The sequence below is a fragment of the Tropicimonas sp. TH_r6 genome, assembly GCF_033101155.1.
In the GTDB taxonomy this organism is placed as follows: Bacteria; Pseudomonadota; Alphaproteobacteria; order Rhodobacterales; family Rhodobacteraceae; genus Tropicimonas.
Genome location: NZ_JAWMPX010000023.1, coordinates 1 through 17,789, shown reverse-complemented (window position 1 = coordinate 17,789; position 17,789 = coordinate 1). Strand labels below are relative to the sequence as shown.

13 protein-coding genes are annotated in these 17,789 nt (G+C 56.6%); 1 reads left to right on the top strand and 12 read right to left on the bottom strand.

The genetic code is table 11. The features are described 5' to 3' along the window. Positions 1–13: 13 nt before the first annotated feature. From R3X27_RS18860 to R3X27_RS18830, 7 genes are all read right to left on the bottom strand, one after another. Positions 14–3,268 (bottom strand): helicase-related protein, encoded by a 3,255-nt coding sequence (locus tag R3X27_RS18860; protein WP_317710435.1) that lies wholly within the window; start codon positions 3,266–3,268, stop codon positions 14–16. 196 nt (positions 3,269–3,464) lie between these two features. After that, positions 3,465–3,998, bottom strand: a complete 534-nt coding sequence (locus tag R3X27_RS18855; protein WP_317710434.1) for a hypothetical protein — start codon at positions 3,996–3,998, stop codon at positions 3,465–3,467. A 260-nt stretch (positions 3,999–4,258) separates the two neighbouring features. Then, positions 4,259–5,575 (bottom strand): hypothetical protein, encoded by a 1,317-nt coding sequence (locus R3X27_RS18850; RefSeq protein ID WP_317710483.1) that lies wholly within the window; start codon positions 5,573–5,575, stop codon positions 4,259–4,261. 208 nt (positions 5,576–5,783) lie between these two features. Then, entirely contained in the window at positions 5,784–6,365 is a 582-nt protein-coding gene (locus R3X27_RS18845) for a hypothetical protein (protein ID WP_317710433.1), read from the bottom strand. Further along, a complete protein-coding gene (locus tag R3X27_RS18840; RefSeq protein ID WP_317710432.1) occupies positions 6,362–6,682 on the bottom strand; it encodes a hypothetical protein in 321 nt (106 codons plus the stop codon). The genes R3X27_RS18845 and R3X27_RS18840 overlap by 4 nt, the downstream gene beginning before the upstream one ends. A gap of 24 nt (positions 6,683–6,706) precedes the next feature. Beyond that, positions 6,707–6,988 (bottom strand): transposase, encoded by a 282-nt coding sequence (locus R3X27_RS18835; protein ID WP_317710431.1) that lies wholly within the window; start codon positions 6,986–6,988, stop codon positions 6,707–6,709. A gap of 237 nt (positions 6,989–7,225) precedes the next feature. Further along, positions 7,226–7,864, bottom strand: coding sequence for an SGNH/GDSL hydrolase family protein (locus R3X27_RS18830; RefSeq protein WP_317710430.1), 639 nt, complete (start codon positions 7,862–7,864; stop codon positions 7,226–7,228). A gap of 292 nt (positions 7,865–8,156) precedes the next feature. On the opposite strand from R3X27_RS18830, the gene R3X27_RS18825 reads away from it, so the two are divergent. After that, the gene (locus R3X27_RS18825; protein ID WP_317710429.1) at positions 8,157–8,723 is read left to right on the top strand and encodes a hypothetical protein; all 567 of its coding nucleotides are present in this window, start codon (positions 8,157–8,159) and stop codon (positions 8,721–8,723) included. A gap of 50 nt (positions 8,724–8,773) precedes the next feature. On the opposite strand, the gene R3X27_RS18820 is transcribed toward R3X27_RS18825, so the two are convergent. The 5 genes from R3X27_RS18820 to R3X27_RS18800 form a co-directional block, all read right to left on the bottom strand. Further along, positions 8,774–9,328 carry a rhomboid family intramembrane serine protease gene (locus tag R3X27_RS18820; protein ID WP_317710482.1) on the bottom strand — a complete coding sequence of 185 codons (555 nt, stop codon included), beginning with the start codon at positions 9,326–9,328 and terminating at the stop codon, positions 8,774–8,776. A gap of 44 nt (positions 9,329–9,372) precedes the next feature. Further along, positions 9,373–11,967, bottom strand: a complete 2,595-nt coding sequence (locus R3X27_RS18815; RefSeq protein WP_317710428.1) for an AAA family ATPase — start codon at positions 11,965–11,967, stop codon at positions 9,373–9,375. Then, on the bottom strand, positions 11,967–13,091 hold the full coding sequence (locus R3X27_RS18810; protein WP_317710427.1) for a DNA repair exonuclease: 1,125 nt from the start codon (positions 13,089–13,091) through the stop codon (positions 11,967–11,969). Before R3X27_RS18810 ends, R3X27_RS18815 begins: the two co-directional genes overlap by 1 nt. A gap of 68 nt (positions 13,092–13,159) precedes the next feature. Beyond that, positions 13,160–16,384 (bottom strand): DEAD/DEAH box helicase family protein, encoded by a 3,225-nt coding sequence (locus tag R3X27_RS18805; RefSeq protein ID WP_317710426.1) that lies wholly within the window; start codon positions 16,382–16,384, stop codon positions 13,160–13,162. 349 nt (positions 16,385–16,733) lie between these two features. Continuing rightward, positions 16,734–17,081, bottom strand: coding sequence for a hypothetical protein (locus tag R3X27_RS18800; RefSeq protein ID WP_317710425.1), 348 nt, complete (start codon positions 17,079–17,081; stop codon positions 16,734–16,736). Positions 17,082–17,789: the final 708 nt, after the last annotated feature.

Below are 17,789 nucleotides of genomic sequence, written 5' to 3'. Positions count from 1 at the left end.
TTCTTCCGTCTGCTCATGGCAAAACCTTTAGAACGAAAGCTGATACGTCCGAATACGATGCATCGTCGACCGATTGTCCCTTGATTTCCAGACGACGTTGCTCTGTGCGCTCAAGGTGATTTCGAAGTCTGGTTCGGTTTGCCGCCACGAGACCAGCAGGGCTGTTAAGGATCTGTTTCTCGATTATTCTTGCCCGCTCCTCGCTGCGGTGCTCGAGGGCGCTGAGCTGAATGGCTATTCGGTCTTCGATCTGCCCGACCCTTCGATCTTTCTCGTCGTGGAAACGGAGATCGAGATCTGTCCCGAGGTCGTCATCCACAAGTTCCGAGGTTTTCTCGCCATCGATCTCAGCGACTGCGGAGTGCCAACGACTCCCACTCGCAATGCAGCAAGACACGATAGACTCGGCTATGTCGGGCCCAAAGAGCTCCCCAGTGGAGCAGTCAACCAGACCGTACGCCAGTGAGAGAGACGAAGCGCCCTCTCCGAAAACCCAACACTGGACAGCGCCCGCGTATATGCCCGGTTTGAGACTAGGACAGTCGCTTGATCCGATCTGAATTGCGGCGGCATTGGGAGGAAGTACGTCCTTCTCCTGCACGGCACCGGCGAGATAGCGCATCAAGGGATGAGCAGGGCTCAGGCGCGGATGACGACTCCGCTTTTCGCCCTTGCCTACTCTGAAGCTGACAGCGGAGGCGTTTCTGGCCAGCGAACCGGCCTGGACCTGCATTGCCGTGCACCAGCTTTCGTACTGGTGTCTAGCATCGCTTGTCATACTGATATCGACCAGGCTCTTTTCAGGCAGCCAACGAACTTCGCTCCCTGGATGCAGCGCGCCCAAAGCGAACTCGATGTAGTCCACAATGTCGTTCTCGGTGATCCAGTTTTTGCTCTCCCGAGAATCCCGAATGGCTCCCAGAACGTAGTCACCGTGGGCGATCAGTGAGGAAGCTTCCCGTTCGAGTTCTTCTTCGTGCTGACGCTGGTTCTGAATGGCTTGCTCGGTGTCCGCAATCCGTCGATCTTGTTCGGATTCGGTGAGCTTTCCCGAGAGCAGATCAGTCGTCAGCTTTTTGATCTCGCGTCCGAGGATCTCCTCGAACCCGCCAAGAGCGGTCTTGCAGAGACCCAGCCTGTCATGAAGCCGACTATATATGCGATCATCAACGGTGTTCTCGTGGAGCAAGTTAAGAACAGAGATCGCTTCCGCAGTTTGTCCAAGCCGGTCAATACGACCAATTCGCTGCTCAACTCGCATGGGATTCCACGGAAGATCGTAATTCACCACAGTCTGAGCAAACTGGAGATCGATGCCTTCGCTGCCGACTTCCGAAGCAAGTAGTATCGGAATTTCCAGATCGTCCTCGAACCTTGCTTGGACATCTCCCCGATCCTTCGTTGCACCATATAGCAACAGGGTGGGAATTGAGTTTTCGTGAAGTCGACGCTCCAAGTATTTCAAGGTTGACCGGAACGTCGAGAAAACAACGATCTTCTGGTTTGGCTTTGATTGAAGCTGCTCTCTGATGGCCCGCAAGAACTCAGCGAACTTGGTATCCTGCCGTTCCAGAACCTTGGGATCAGGAAGCCCTGAGGAGACGCGCCCGAGTTCTCGAGCCAATGGACGACGGTCCGTTTCCTCTTCGTCAGGAACGTCTTCGTCTTCGTCTTCGTCTTCGTCTTCGCAGTCGAAGGCCGCTTCTGCCTTGCGCCAGTGGGAAAGCGCCGCCGGAAGGCTTGATGCCAACATGCGTTGAGGCATGACAGTGAGGAAGCCAACCGGAAGATCGTTCTCGTCGGCGTAGTCCAGAATGGCTTTGGTAACACGGTCATACACATCGCGCTCTTGCGACGTCATCACAGAACGGTAGGCATGCACGTGTCGTACGACCCTGAACTCTTCAACATCGCGGCGTCTGGTCCGGTTAATCGCATTTGAGAGTAGATTGACCTTCTCCAGCCCCGCCGCAATCCGCGCGCGGTCAGATGGTCGTAGCTCAGCTCCCTTGTCGAGGAGCTCACGGCGTAGCCGCGGAAGCGATTTCGCATTGCGCAGGATCGGAGTTCGCGATGCCCGCAAGATCAGGTCATCAACCTCGTCGAAAGGTTTGTTCGAGAGCAACCCATCACGCGCGGCAACCAGCGGAACGTTGGCCCTGATGATCTGTTCCAATGCCGTCTCATCGCGGAACGTCATGTCATCTACAAGTCTAAGAAGGGAATGCAGGTCTCGGTTGTGAAGATTGATCGGCGTTGCTGACAGCATTGCTGTATGTTGGCTCACGCCTGTGGCTATCGAGCCTAGCTCATTTGTTTGAGTCCCACGATTGCGCATGTGGTGGGCTTCATCGATCACCAGGAGATCGACGAGCTTGTCCGACCCCTGCGCTTCCTCCAGGACTTCGGTCAACTGGTCCACTGGTCGACCGGTTCGCTTCTCTTTGGGCCGCGGGCGGATACCTTGATATCCACAAACAGCAGCAAACCCGGCCCGTTGGGAGTACGGTGACTTCATCAACTCCAATAGTCCCTTGGCATCGTAGATCTGGGCCGGGACGTCAAACTTATTCTGGAGTTCTCGTCTCCACTTGTCACAGAGAACCTTGGGGCAAATGACGAGCAAGCGATTGTATTTGAAACGTGCTGCCAGTTCCGTCCAGATCAGGCCCGCTTCAATTGTTTTGCCGAGGCCAACCTCATCAGCAATCAGAAGATTGCCGCTTGGGGAGTCGAGCATCTTAACAACTGGCTTAAACTGGTGTGCATAGAAGTCGGTGTCAGTCGCTTCCATAGAGTAAAAGACGTCTGACATGTTGCCCGACAATCGTACATGGGCAATCCGCTGCTTGAAATCCTTGTGTCCGGACAACTGGCCTTGGGAAAGGAGTTCCGAAGGCGTGTCCGCCTCATCTGGAACCAGTTCAACAGTGTCCATTGGAAGCTTTCGACTCCCATTTGGGAACTGAATCTTGATGGTCTTCCTGCCACCACGGTCCCTTATCTCTAACACCCTTCCAGCATTAGTCTTCTTCCCGATCTGACGGACGAAGTCACCAGTTTGGATCTCTGCCATTTGCCCCTCGCTGAGTCCCGCCTTGGCACGCAACCACCTCGATTGTGCAAAGAACCTGCGACGGTCATCGATCTCAATGTATCCAGAAATTCTTGTGCGAAAATAAGGCTTTTCAGCGCATTCGCTCAAGTGGCGTGCCCGCGCGACAGCTGTCGAAATCAGGCAGGCAAACGTATCAATTCTTGAACCCATGCGGCACTCGGCACCAGGCGGAGGGCTCTTACCGCAGGGGGCAAATGGCGCCGGAGAACGTCGCCAATCCAATTCGAGAAGCAGCCCGAAGTCGGGACCTTGGGGGTAGCGTCGACACAGAACGCAAAGACATGTTCTGCTGGTAACGGACGGCCTCCAATCGGCTTCTTGCCGATTGGGTCTAAGAAGCGGACTGCTATTCGACGATCTCGGTCGCCATCCGGCTGCTCGTAAGTTCGTCTTCCACCAAAACGTAGATTTCGTCCGGGGGCGTGGCAAGTGAGTGAACCATAACCCCTGGGTCCAGGCCCATCTCGATCAGGTATTCCATCGTTCTACTTTGATTGGCCTGAATATCCTCCACCGCAAAATAAACCGGCATGTATCCGGGCGCCTGGTAGTAATGTTGGTGGAGCCCGACTGCGCTTCTCAGAGACACCGTACGTTCGACACCTGCTGCGAGGATATAGGGGCAGGATGAAACGCAGTACGTGCCAGGCAACATGGTGGTGTCGGCTTCCATTTTGCGGATCGAACGACCTATCGCCAGTGCTTCCTCAACGATGCCACCAGGGCTATTCAGTGCAAACACCGCCGGAGGCTCATCAAGCCCAGCGATAAAGGCACTGAAGCGACGTGCATCTCCAGACACGACCGAGCCATTGAGTAGAACGACGTCTCCCAATCCTTCTACGATCTGTTGTGTGAACTCCAGGCGACGCGGGATCATGTCTGGAATTTCCACACTGGGCAGATTTGCTGGGTCGGCAATGTCCGGCCGTGAACGGTTTGGATTGAATCGCCGCACTTGATCGCCCGGACTAATTGGACCGCTAGGGAGGGTTTCGTTCAATCCAGGTCGAGGCAGCCAGTTGGTTCGGAAATCAGAGAGTAGCAAAAAGCCAGCAATCATACCCTGCGTGACCAAAACCCAACGCAATGCCCGGCGCATAGAAACGTGAGAAAGGGATGTTGGGGACAAAAGCATGGTTATGCTGCCGGATCCGGGTTTTCCGCAGACTCTGCCGCGCCTTCAACGACACGACGCTGGAGTTCACCGTCCGCTGCTACCATCGAAACCTCGACATCCTTCATGGCGTTGATCGCGGCCTTCAACTCAGCAAGCGTCAGAGTATCTTCGATGCTAAGACCGTCTCGCCCACTACGGATGGCTGCCTGTGCAATCGCAAGGACAAAAACAAGAACTGCTGGAAGCAGGTCGATTGCGATGGCTCCGGCCCAGGAAGGCACGAAGTTCTCGGCATAGCGAATGACTGCATCTGCGCTAGAGATTGGATTGTAAGCCGTCTCCTGCGGCGGCTCCATTGCAAGAACGTCGTCAGCAGCTTGCTTGAGCGTCCGGCTGCGCCGATCCAAAGCGTTCAGGACCGAAGCAATCGTAGATGACTGCGCATCCCGCACCGTTTCATCGCGCCCATCTAGCTCCGGCAACACAACGGATGCGGGCAAGTCGGCAGCAGCGCGCGAGACCAACGGAGCCACAGAGTATTGATTGAGGCTGGAGATCACCCCGGCAAGCCGTACGCTTTCTTCTGAGAACTCCACAGATCGTTGGTCCACTGGGCCAGGTTGAACCGTGAGTTCCCGCATTCGGCCAAGGATCGAGTTGCCTTCGCTAAACGCGGTCTCGATCAACGGTTGCTGCGCGGATATCTGATCCTCCAGGTTCCTGAGCTCATCGGTTTTCTGAGTCAAAACCCGAAAGACAGCACCCTCTCCCGCAGTTCCGGAGAGTTCACCGGTACGTTCCTGGTCGGCCAGAGCTTCAAATGTCTCTCGCGCGCGCTGAACTTCACGACCAAGTGCTTGTCCGGACAAGGCGATATCGTGCGATTGCTCCAACGCCTCCTGGTATACCTGGACCGTATTTCCAAGGTGCTGCTCGACCGCAGCGGATCCCGCAAGAGCGGCAGCGTTCAACCAACTCGACATAGCAATAATGGCAAGAGATCCGACTAGCGTCGAAACAGTCAGCCCAATAAAGCCGGCTGCGCTTCGCATCGCGGGAAGAAGACGAAGCATATAGCTCCAGAAAACGAAGATCCCGACAGACACCGCGATGGAGTAAGCGACTGCCGCAAAGAACGACATCGCTCCTGTGTCTTCCAAGAGCGACGAAACGCCAAGATAGGTATAAATCCCCGATGCGATTGCCAGAACGCCAAGCGCAGCGGGGGTGAATGTATCCAGCCACGCAAGGTGGGCCTCGAGCTCCTTGGCTGTATTGAGCCCCTTGGTCTCAGCCGCGGTGAGTTTTTGTCTTCCCTCTGACACCTTTTCCCCCATCACATCCCAACACTTAAGCATGCACAGGTAAATCGCATTGCACGCAAGTCGCATGCTTGCGTGACGCTTGGACATTCACGAGATTCGTCGAATTCCGTCCTCGCGTACTCGTTGTGTCATTCGGTTGTTCGTCGTCGTTCGAACCGCTGGCTTGCCCCCAGAGCGCGACACCCCGCAGTCTACGTCGTCGTACTGCTCCATTTCAGTCTCAGATGTCGGTCCGACCCGTCTCGTTGTAGAGCCTGACTTCACCAAGGTCCCGGTCCGCTTCTGTTTTCCATCCCAGTTCTCGCAGCATCACTGTCGCCTTGGTCAACAGTTCTCCCCGGTCGTCTGGTCGTACGACCGCCACCATAATCGTTGGCGCGGAGATGATCCGTGGCCAGGCATTCTCCAGGTGAACCTCGATCTCGACATCGACGCCGGTCTCCAACGTGATCTGCTTGCAGACATCAATCGCGTCACGATCCAACGCCTTCGACAGCGCGTCGATCTCCTCGGTCTCATCGTCGCCGAACTCACCAAGCGCTTCCAGCAACTCCCTGGCTGAGAGGCTCTGGCACGTACCATCCGCTGCGTAGACATTGATGTTCACACCTTCGAAGGCCTCTGGTGGAAGGTCTGCTCGAGCAAGCGCGGCATCGGCTTCGCGCATAATAGAGAACGCCTCATCGACCGCAGTGAACTCCGCAGAAAGCTGCCAACTGGTCTCGAGCAGAGTCACGCGAAAACACGCTTCACCAGCAGGTGCTTCACCTTCGATCTTCTCAATTTCGATCTTGTCGGTCACTTCTTCAGCATTTCCTTTGCCGTTAGGGCTTCCGCTTCCGCAATCTCGTCTTTTGACCACTTCCGGATAGGGACGGCGATCACGATGCTCTCATCGGACGAGACGTGGTCGAGAAGCAGCTGCCAAACATGATGTGGAATCCAAACCCAGCCGCCTTGATCGCCGAAGACGTTATGATTGCTCAAAGCATGTTCCAAGCTTGCGCTGCCAGAGGCGCCAGCAGAGCCACGCAGTTTGACTTCGTAGCGGTCGCCATCCCTAAACAGTTCCAGACAGTCGCTTATCTTGATCAGTTTCCTGGGAATTGCAGTCTCCAAAATACTCGGACACACCGGCTCACGTCAGCCGATTTTTGCGATGGATTTCAAAGTGTCGACGTGATCTGAAAGCGACGAAATCAACTCCCGCAGCAGTTCGTTTTCTCGCCGTAGTTCCGAGACTTCGGTCGGATTGCACTGTTCTTCTTGCTGTCTCTCAGGCGTTGTGGTCGATCTGCGTTCTTGCTGAACCCAGCGGTTCAGGGTGGACATGCCAATCCCAAACTTCTGAGCGATTACTTTTCGCGTCACACCACCACTCATTGCCATGTGAACAGCCTGCTCACGCACGTCTTTGCTTTCCATCCTGGCCCACCAATCTACCTTGCCGGGCGAGAATAGAGTGAAGCATCGATTCGTCAAGCATTTGAAATACAACAAAAAAGTAAGATTATATAATCCCACCTCTTCTATATCTCACATCGAACTCTTCGCCTTTCGGCAAAGTGTTTTGGAAGTGGATCTAACCGCCCGAGGACGCCAACGGGGCAAGAGACGAACGAACCTGAGAGCAATATCCACTGCTAACCGCAACAGGACGGTTCACAGCGTAGACACTGCCTCCGCCACAGCTTGGCCAAGCGCAATGTGGGCTTCCGCTTCGTAGTGGACACCGTCCACGTTGCTGACCTCCACGAAACTTCCAGCGTCGAGATACCCGATACCACGTGCCTGGGCCAAGTTCGCGTAGTGAGACGGAAGCGCCACTGAAACTGCCCGACCACCAAAGAATTCGCCCGAGATCGGACCGAGTTCTTTCACCGGTGGGGGACAAATCAACAGGACTTTGAAGCCACCATGCCTCTCCTGCATGTCCTCGCTGAGCGCTATATCGATGAGCCCTGCGATACCCGCAGTCACTTTCTCCGCCGTTGCGCCAAAGCGGGTCTTCACGTCGTTCGTTCCCAACATCAAAGTCAGGACATCGATTGGCCCATGACTCTGCAAGGAAATTCGCAGACCCGGCCGACCATCCATGAATGCGCCCATGATCGGATCTTCGAACTGGGCCGTTCTTCCAGGCAGGCCTTCTTCGACCAACTCCCAATCTTGACCAAGCGCCGCCAATGCCACGCGCGGCCAACGGGTATTGTCGTCGTAGCGCGCACGAGTGCGTGGCGCCGTGATCGGTTGGGTTCCGTGCGTGTTGCTGTCACCGAAGCACAGGAGAGTGCGAGCCATGGTTGTTCCATTTCCTTGGATTCTGCGACACGTTGCGACTCGAACGTCATGGAAGCAAGTCTTCAAGAACCAAAGCAAGAACCGGAGAGCCTCTGACGTTCGATTCTTGGCGCGACCTCGCGGCATGCCATGACGGTGGATTTGAAGTGATCGAGACCACGCCCGCGTTGCTGATCACAGGATCACCCGTCTCGACGAACTGATGCCTTGGAGTTACGCTGCTTAGGCAGCGGAGCAAGCGACGCTTCGTCCGCGCCGGACTGTCACGCGAGATTGGTAAGCGACAAAAGACATGACTTCCGAAAAGCCGTCATGGATAGATATCAAACAGGTCATCTCTGGATGGTCGGACAAGCAGTTGGTTGGTCTCGTTCAAGATTTGTATCGCCTGTGTCCGGAAAACGCGGCATTCCTGAACGCTCGATTGCTACAACAATCGGCGCCGAAGCAGAGGCTGGCGCCCTACAAGAAGCGTATTCGCGCTGCCGTCAGCCCTAGAGAACCTTGGAAGCAAGACGTTCGTCTCTCTGAGGGTCGCAAAGCGATCAGCGAGTTCAAAAAGGCGAATGGCAACGTCCGAGACGTACTGATGTTGATGACTTACTATGTCCAATGCGGGAACGACTTCACCCTGGAATTCGGTGATATCGACGAACGGTTCTACGACAGCCTGTGCACGATGGTCAGGCAGATCAAAGACCGTCTGCAAAATGAGCAAGACCAGAAACTAGCAGATGAAATCCTTCCTCTTCTGGAGAAGGAGTTCATACGCATCGATGGGCAGATGGGTTGGGGATATCCAGACGAGTTCGGTGATTGCCTTGAAGAGTTGAGGACCGCATTCGCACGGAAACCGTGATCTGCGGCAGCAAGATACGAAAACGCCTCTGCTCTACTTGCCCGCTGATCCTATCGTGCCTCATCATCCGTGCGCAGGAAGACGGCGGCTAGAATGCCGGCGGCGGCACCGAACAAATGGGACTCCCAACTGATCCCGGTTTGGCCTGGTAACACCCCCCAGATCATTGCTCCATATACCAGGGCTACACCAACCGAGACCATGAGCGGGACCAGACGTTTCTCCACCAGGCCGCGCGCCAACAGGAAACCGAACCAGCCAAAGATCAATCCCGAGGCTCCTACGTGGATCGCCGCATTGCCGAACAGCCATACGCCAAGCCCGCCGAGTCCGACAATGATAGCCGAAGCCGCTGGCACTACCTGTCGTGCCGAAACCGTTAGAATACCGCCAAGAACGGCCAGGGGCACTGTGTTTGCAGCGGCATGGACCAAAGACCCATGAAGCATGGGCATGAAGAGGATACCATCCAGCCCAGCCAGCGAACGGGGCCGTAAGCCAAAGAAATCATTGAGTGCGTAGCCGGTGAACAGGTTCACTGCTTGCACGACCCAGATCACGCCCAGCAGGACCACAAGCCACCGAAACCGTTCCAAGACCAACACACTTCCCGCCGCCATTCTCTCACGAACACAGTAGCACACCAGACCTAGATTGCTGGCTCAATGCTCAACTGGATTCCTCCAAGATCGCGGAATGCACGCTGCCGACAGGAGAACACGATGACCTGGAAGTCCAGCGCCTGCCGATTGAGAGTATCGAACATCGTCTCGATACGTTCATCGTCGGTGTAAACGATGGCGTCATCAAGAATGACCGGGGCAGGCCTGCCGTCCTTCGCCAGCATCTGCGCAAACGCCAAGCGGACCAGAAGCGCAATCTGTTCACGGGTGCCTCCTGACAGTACGTCGAAATCTTCCTCGGAGCCGCGCCGCACGAGCTTGGTGGGCATCACGGTTTCCGCGTCGATCTGAAGTTCGGCCTCCGGCCAGAGCAAGTCGATCAGCGGGCGCAGCTCGGTCAGAACCGGCTCGACGTAGCGTTCACGTGCCTCTTCCCGAGCCGCATCCAGGGCATCGACGAGTTTGCCGAGAACCGCGACTTCAGTTTCGATGGATGTCAGGGTCGAGCGCGCCTGGTCACGTTTCTCCTCAACGTCGGCAAGCTCCTCTTCGACCGCATCCGAAGCCGTTGCCCGAATGCGCGTGTCCAGTTCGGCCAATCGAACGCGTATGTCTTCGAGCCTGATGCGCGCGTTTTCGATGGCGGTCTTCGCCCGGTCGCGTGTGATCTTCAGGGCCGCTTCGTCAGGCGCGTCGGCCTCCAGAGCAACGCGAACCTCAATGGCTTTTTTCTGATCATCACGGATGCCTGCCAGTTCGCCTTCAAGGGTTTCGGCTTCTGCTTCCGGATCGGACGACCCCTCCAAACTCAGAGTGGCGCGAGTGTGCCGCTCACTCGCAGCTGAAAGCTCCGCTGAAACGCGTGTCACCTCGCGGTGCGCAAGATCCTTTTCGGTGCGCGTCTTTTCCAACTCGACGTTTGCATCTGACAGCGCTTGGATGACTTTGGCTTCTGCCTCTTCTGCCTCCTCGACGGTGGGCAGGTCTTCGTCACTTTTTGACGGTTCAGGAATTGCCGCGATCAGCGCCTGAAGCGCTTCAATGCCATCTGGCGCAGCTGCTTTCAGGTTGGCGGCGGCATCGCGAACGCGATCCTCCGCCTCGACACGATGCCTACCCGCCTCGTCCAGAGATGCGCGATCCACATAACCCGCCGCTTCGAGCGCTTCAGACAGGGCGGTCTCCGCCTTGGCGACTGCATCCGTGACGGACCCGGCGCCGGGTTGAACCAGCATGTGGCCAATCCCGTCGAGTTCCAGGTCGGCGCCATCCGGCAAGGCAATACGGGTCGCTTCTTGCAGCGGTTCACCGTCTTTGCGCACCAGACCTTCGCCAGTGTAGGACACCGTGATTGACGGAGCCGACGCTTCCACGCCGATGCGCGCGATCTCCACAGCTTGCGCGAGTTTCGCGATCTGTCCGACGGTCCTTTCATTTGGTCCGAGCGCGACGTCCGCATTTGCCTTTTCAATTTCGGTGCGTGCAGCTTCTGCCGCCGAAAGGTTTTTCAGAAACTCGGTTCGCCGCGTCTGAGAGGTCGCGGCCAGTTCTGCACGTGTCGAAGCCTTCAATACCGCACGCGCGGCTTCTGCGGCTTCTTCAGAAACCTTTTGTGCTTTGATCGTTTCAGAATGAGCCGTTTCGGCGCTCGCCAACCGCTCTTGGGCCGGTTCCGCCGATTGTTTGACCGTCCGCAATGCAGCTTCAGCAAGGTCGCGTTCGGAGATGGCCTTGGTCAGCCGATCAAGCCGTTCTTCGGCTCCCTCCACCTGGGCTTTGGCACGCGCCTCTGTTTCCCGCGCACCATGAAGTTTTTCCGCTGCGCGCTCGGCATCGGCCAGTGCTGACTCCGCCTCCTTCAGGGTTGCGGCCCGACGCAACTTCTCTTCAGGGTCCTCGATCTCGTCGAGTTCGCGACGCAGACGTCGTCGCTCTCCGAGATCATTGCCGAGGTCGCTGACAGCGGATTGCAAGGCTGCATGACGCTGATCGAGGTCTTGGAGTTCTTCTTGCGCTCGCGCCAGATCGCCATCCTTTTTGGGACGTCCTGTGCTCGTGAGGTAGCGAGAGATTGAAGCCTTCACGCTGGCGCGGATTGTATCCATCCTGCGCCCACCGGTCATGGCCTCAACCTCGCCGGTGACGGACGACAGCAGATCCCGGCGCACGTTCTGCTCGTCACCTTTTTCCTCAAGGCCGACCAGACCCTGCCGGACCCACAGGAGGCCTGCCGGACCGCCCGACTTTGGGGCTTTCAGAATGTCTGCGAGCAGTGCTTCGGCCTGATCCTCCTGGCCGATAAGCACTTCGTCCTTCCAGAGTTTGACTTCCTTGCGACTGGCGGTTCGGCTCCAGCGCTTGAACAGTTTCCAGCGGCCCGCCGTCGTCGAGAATGAAATCGTCACCTCCGGATCCCCGCCAGGGTGCGGGATCAGGGAGGCGACGTCGGCACGCATGGATTTCCGATCAAGGAAGAACGCCGCGTGCAGCGCATCGAAAAACGTGGACTTGCCGTGCTCGTTGTGTGCTGACAGTACGTTGAGGCCGGGGCCAATGCCCTTGATCTCCACCGGATCGGTGAAACGGCGAACGTTTTCCAGGCGGATCGAATGGATCTGCATCACACGTCCTCCTGGGCAAGGGTCCAAAGCCGGTCGAGAGCTCTTGCTGCAATCTGTCGATCTCTCTCGCTGGCCGCCTCATCCTCCGCTTCCTTTTGCAGAAGGTCCGCAGCGCTTCGTAAGGCGCCACCCGATGCAATGGCGTCGAGATCACCTGCCTCGACTTCGATTGACAGATCATCTGTGAGCAAGCGGAGCAGGCCGAAGCTGTCGGCGACCGTGTTGCCTGCGGTGATCAGTTCACCCTTCTCGGGCAGGCGAAGCGTTCCATTTGCCCTGATTGTCAGAAGTACATCTCGCCGCCGGACAACGTCGGCTGGAACGTGAGTGGACAAGAGGGCGCCGACATCGGCATCCGGGGTCAGGTTCAGGTCCACATCCTGCCAGTCAAAGCGTCCAGTCTCGACGGTTTCGACCTGAGGCGATCCACCATCCAGCGTCACCACAAGGCATGACCCTGGTCCGTTGTGCTTGAACCGATCCCGTTCAGGTGTTCCCGAATAGTATGTTCGGGGATCAACCGTCAGAGCCCCGTGCCAATCGCCCAGGGCGAGATAGTCCAGCCCGGCGGTGGCCGCACGATTTGGGGGAATTATGTCCCGAGTATCCGCATCCTCGTGGAAGCTCTGCACGCGCCCATGTGCCAACCCAATTCTGAGTGCACCCTCCGGAGTTGCAGCGCCGGGTATCCAATCCGTCAGATCGCGCCCCGGAAAACGATGTGGAAGCGGTGCTGGCAGCAGGAAGACCTGAGGCGCGATTTCGACCGGCTCTGGTTTGGTCAAGACCCGGACATTCGAAGGTGCATCTTCCGCCACCCGTTCCCACAGGGTTTCAGCGGCAGCGCTGTCATGGTTGCCGGGAATGATCCACCAAGTTAGCTCTGGGTCTGCTCCCATTGCCGCCAAAGCCTGAACGCGAACATTGTCAGAGGGGGTTTCAGTGTCGAATGTGTCACCCGCTACGAGGACGTGTCTCGCATCATCTGCTCGTGCCACGTCCGCAATCCGCGCGATGGCTTCGTGCCTTGCCTCGACCAGTCGGCTTCGGATCGTGTCAGGCATGGTGCCAAACCGTTTGCCGAGATGGAGGTCAGATGTATGAACGAAACGTATGCTCGGCATCTTGGATGGTCTCACACTTGATTGGGCGACTTCGGCCTGTCTGCTTTGAAATAGGGTAGCAGAGCTATCTATTGCTCCTCCGCGCCTTCTGAGAAGAAGGCTACGCTAATTCTGGAAGCTATTTCAGGCATGTGACCGACAGATAACCGGTCCGCCTCTGTCATCACTTCGTGCATCTTGTCACGGATCTCCGCTTGGGCAAGGGCATCTGCTTCGAGTTTTTGGAGGACCTGAGCGAGAGCGATGTAACCTTGCGGCAGGCCGTCATAGGCGAAGCTCGACCGTACCTCATGTTTTACCTGTTCCCAGTATGGATCGATCAGTCGGCTCCAGCTTTCAGCAACCATTTCGGTGGCTGGCAGTGACAGATGGCCGAAGAGGGCTTGGTCCGTCGAACCAGCGACCTCGTCTTTCTCTATGAGGGAGTTTTCTTTTTCCAGGAAAGTCGCCAGTGACTTGAGCAAGCTTTCGAGGCGTGCGGGACGCAAATCCCACTCGGTCAGTTCGTCGATATGTGAGGACAGTGCTGTGAGGGCTTCCGAGACCCTGTCTGGGCTTGGAGCTTCATGCTCCAAGCCAAGGTGTCGCGTACGTTCGAAAGCCGCTTCGAGGTGCCGAGCACAAGCGATCTGGTCCCGGATGAGTTCAACACTATCGTCGCCAGCTTCGCGGATCATTAAAAGGCGAGGGGGGAGAAAACTGTTTCGACCGTCGGTTCCCTCGAGATGCAACATCGTGAAAGCTTCACGGCCGGATACAATCGCGAGTTCAGCGCCCCAGGTTCCCTCGATCCTTGCCTTTGAGACATCGGAAAGCCGCGACGGGGAAACTCGGGAGGCGATCTTCGAGAGCAACTCGTGGAAATTGTTCGGCCGTAGAACCCGTGGCGACCGCAGGTAGGTGGTGACACTATCAAGAATTGTCCCGGTGTCTTCTTCCTCCAGACCGTCGAGCACCTCTGTAAGCGCGGCGCCGGACAAAGCCTGATAGTTCGTGATGCGTTGGGCAACCTTTTCGTCAGACGCAAACCGACCGACGGGAACATCCACCAAATGGTAGTGGACTTCATCGAAGACGCTGTCGATCCGGTCGATACGACCGAGACCCTGAATCAGTTCCTTCAAGTTTGAAGTCAGACCAAGCAACACGAGGGTATCTGCTGACTGAAGATTGATTCCTTCGGCCATTTTGTAAGTCATGAAGACAGAGGCGGGACCCTTCGGCGCCTTAGGGCCGCCTGGGCGAAAGTAAGCCTCAACACTCTTGCCGTTGGCAATCCTCTCGAACGATCCCGCATCTCTTCCGCAAAGATCGGAGAGTGCACTTTCTTCGCCTTTCCGGCGATTGCCGACGACGAAGTTCGTATGAAGCTCGAGGCGGGACATCTCTTCTGCAAATATCTCAAGCGTATCCGTCCGCTCCGCGAGGAAGACCACCCGCGACTTGTTTTTTTGGATATCTGCACAGACGCGGTATCGCTTCTGGTCGAGGTCTCTCAGCGGCTTGGAAGCCAGCAGTCTTTCAAGAGAATCGCACTTCGGAGTCGGCATGGTCTCGATCTGAAGGTCTTCAAATAGCTCAAGCTGGCCTGGTGCGGTTCGTCTCTTGCGCGCCAGGCTTCTTCCCTCGAAATCGCGGAGCCATTTTCCGATAGCACCGCTGCCCATCTCCCAAGCCGCCTGGGAAGAGTTCGCTCGGAGGATGTTCAACAGATTGCGAACGTAGAGCTGATCTTGCGTATTTCGGCGTGTGCTGGTGTTCCCAAAACGACTGCGTTCGACTGCCGTGACGGTCGAACCAGGAGCCAACTCACGGCAGAGACGGGCCACTTCTTCAAGACGCTCAGCTTGAGGCTTGGTTATGGAGAGCCGTTTGGGACGCCCGTGGTTCTGGAGAACCGGGTAGGTCGTTCTGCCGGGAATGCTGCCTTCTCCTACGCAGTGGCGTTGCCTCCTGGCCAGAAACGGTGCCAGCATGTCAGACAGATCCCGCCTCGCGGTGCGGGAAAGCGCTGTCGCTGCGGTATCGATGGCTGTCAGTTCGTCGGTTAGTGTGAACTCTGGCTCGGTGCGCCGAGCTTCGCGAGCAAACAGGTCGGCCATCTGCTGAATGTAGTCGGGCGTCATGAAGATCGACGCACGTTTCTCCTGCATGTGCGACAGCCAGTCGACATCCCGATTTCCAAGCAGCGTGGCACTCAGGCAGACGTTCCAGCTTGGAGGAGCCAACTCGATGGCGGCCGCCCGTTGGGACGCGTCCTCGAAGCCCGGCGTGACCGTATGGCTTTCGTCAATGATGAGGACGCCATATTGGTCGAGACGAAGTCCTCCCTTTTCATTGTCGCCTGCACCTCGAAGGTGGGTCTTCGAAAGTTTGCTATTGCCGATGACCGTTAAAGCGTTGGTTCCGCTTCGCTCCCAGCTCGGAACAACTCTGGGAGGAGCAACAACCGCTGCGTTCTTTCTCGCCACGCCGTGGATCGGCGACGGAGGGACGACGCCGGAGAAGGTTTCTGTGAGGGCTTCTCCTAGGTGGCAGCCGATCTCTGTCTTGCCCGATCCCGTTGGGGCCTCGACGAATGCAATGCCATGCTCGTAGGTGATTGCTGCCGCTTCGTAGATGAGCTCTTGCTGGTAGTCGAAGAGGGTTTTTCCTGTGATTTCTTGTCGATTGCCGTTCAACCAGGGGCCAAACCCTTTCTGTTCTACGATTGTACGCGCAACGGCCAACTCGGTCGAGACGGGGCGGATCAGCCGGTCCAAAATCTCAAGGGCTTCCTTTGTCCAGTCGACGCTGGCCTCCCAGATCTGTTCTGCTGCTTTCTGGCGTTCTTCCTGAAGTTCGTGTGAACCGGTGGAGAGCCCGTCGGCATATTCGATATTACTGTAGAGGCCAGATCTGGAGAAATTGGCCGAGCCGGCTACGGCCCCACGGGGGCTGGCGACAATCTTGGCATGCATGCGACGGTCGCCGGAAATACCAAAGAGTTCTTTTGCCGTGGCGGGGTCGAATACACGGAGTTGGATTTTTCCGGAAACGATTGCCTGTCGAGCCAGCACGGCCATGAGATCAGCGTGTTCTTCTACTTGAAGACCGGATCGCTCGAGCCAGTGCAGCCGCATCTCTTCACTTACGGAGATCGACCTTCCGATACGTTTGGTGTTACCGGTATCGACACCGAAGGCGATCCGGATGCTTATTGGTTTGTCGGAGTCGTTTTCCCTAAGCTCAGGGATCTCTGTCAGTAGAATCGAAAGCGACGAGAGAAAATCCTGGTAGCCGGTGGCGATCAAGCAATCTCCGGACTGGATGTGAGGCCGATAGAGGTCGACGACTGGAGCGTCGATATTAGTGCCAACCGAATGCTGCGGACCCGCGGATCCCGACGGTCCTTGCAGCGGATTGGATGCCTTCGGCAACGTCCTAGGGCGCGAACGCATCCATTTTGGGAGATTGATCATTCTTTCAACCAAGAGTCAGGTGGCCAATGCATGTCAACTCGCAAATGGGCACGAAGCGACCCATGTTGTAGTCACTCGCCGATTTCTTGTCTTGTAGGGCGGAGGTTTAGACCTGCCCCGCGGGGCGACGACTTCAACCTACGCCTACGAAACAAGTTCCAGCAAGTGAGTTTGCTCGGCATCATTGTGCCAACGGTTTAGTTGAGCGACCATACAAGACGTTGAGCTCAACCTTCGAGAGGCTCACACGTGTGGCCCAATCCAGTGTGCGGGCCTTCACATCGTTGAATTCGCTTTCCGACATCTCCTCCATTACGCCCCTGAGCCCAGTGCCCATGACAATTTCCCACCGGTCCGATGGGCGGGCCAGTGGGTGGATACCGGTTTCTTCAACCACGGTCGGGGCGCCGCCTTCGCCGTTTCGCAAAAGCGCGGCCAGTTCATCGGCACTGGAAATTCGATCCCCAGGAGAAGGCTCTGATAGCAGATCAGGACGCACATCCAGGACGATTCCGGACCAAGCGGACATCGCAGGTTCAAGCACGTCTGGCCGCGATACCCAAAATGACCGGCGAGCGCTCAGTTGTTGCACTGCTCCCGCCGTCGCCTTCGTTCCGGCGCCACACTCAAGCAACGGTTGCATCTTGCGACCCAAAGTGCACTTGATACTTGCAGTGAACCGCCAAGAATCATGTCGCAGCCCCCTAGTTTCTCTCACTGGTTGAGTGGGTGCTGAAGTCGCGCAAAACTATGGGCTAGTTACGCAGAACTATGGGCAAAAAACGCGCAAGACTTTGGGCGAGAATAGCCAGATTTTTTCAATGAAATCAGTGGAGGGTGCGCAACGTTATGGGCACCCCTACAACTGTTGTAGGGACGCGCATAACGCTGCGCGCACCCCAAAGTTTTGCGTTTACAGCCCAAAGTTTTGCGCGGCCTCTTCTGGACAGACGTTTTGCTCGATGAACTCCCGTTCAGGTTCGTTGACGTCGCCCATGAATCTCTGCGTGGTTTAAGTGTATCTTTTCAGTTTGTTAAGTGGTCAGATCGGCATTGGATTCGCTTCACGTGTCTCCATGATCGAAGGCACTGTCGCAGATAGGCGGTTCGACGGGGCGTTGTGTTACGAGTTGCGCCAAAAGATAGAGCTTCAACTTCTTTCGGGACCGACGTTTATTGGGTGCGTCGGCGGGAAGATGAGGAGGTATCGATGCCCCGACGGGACAGCTACTTTCAG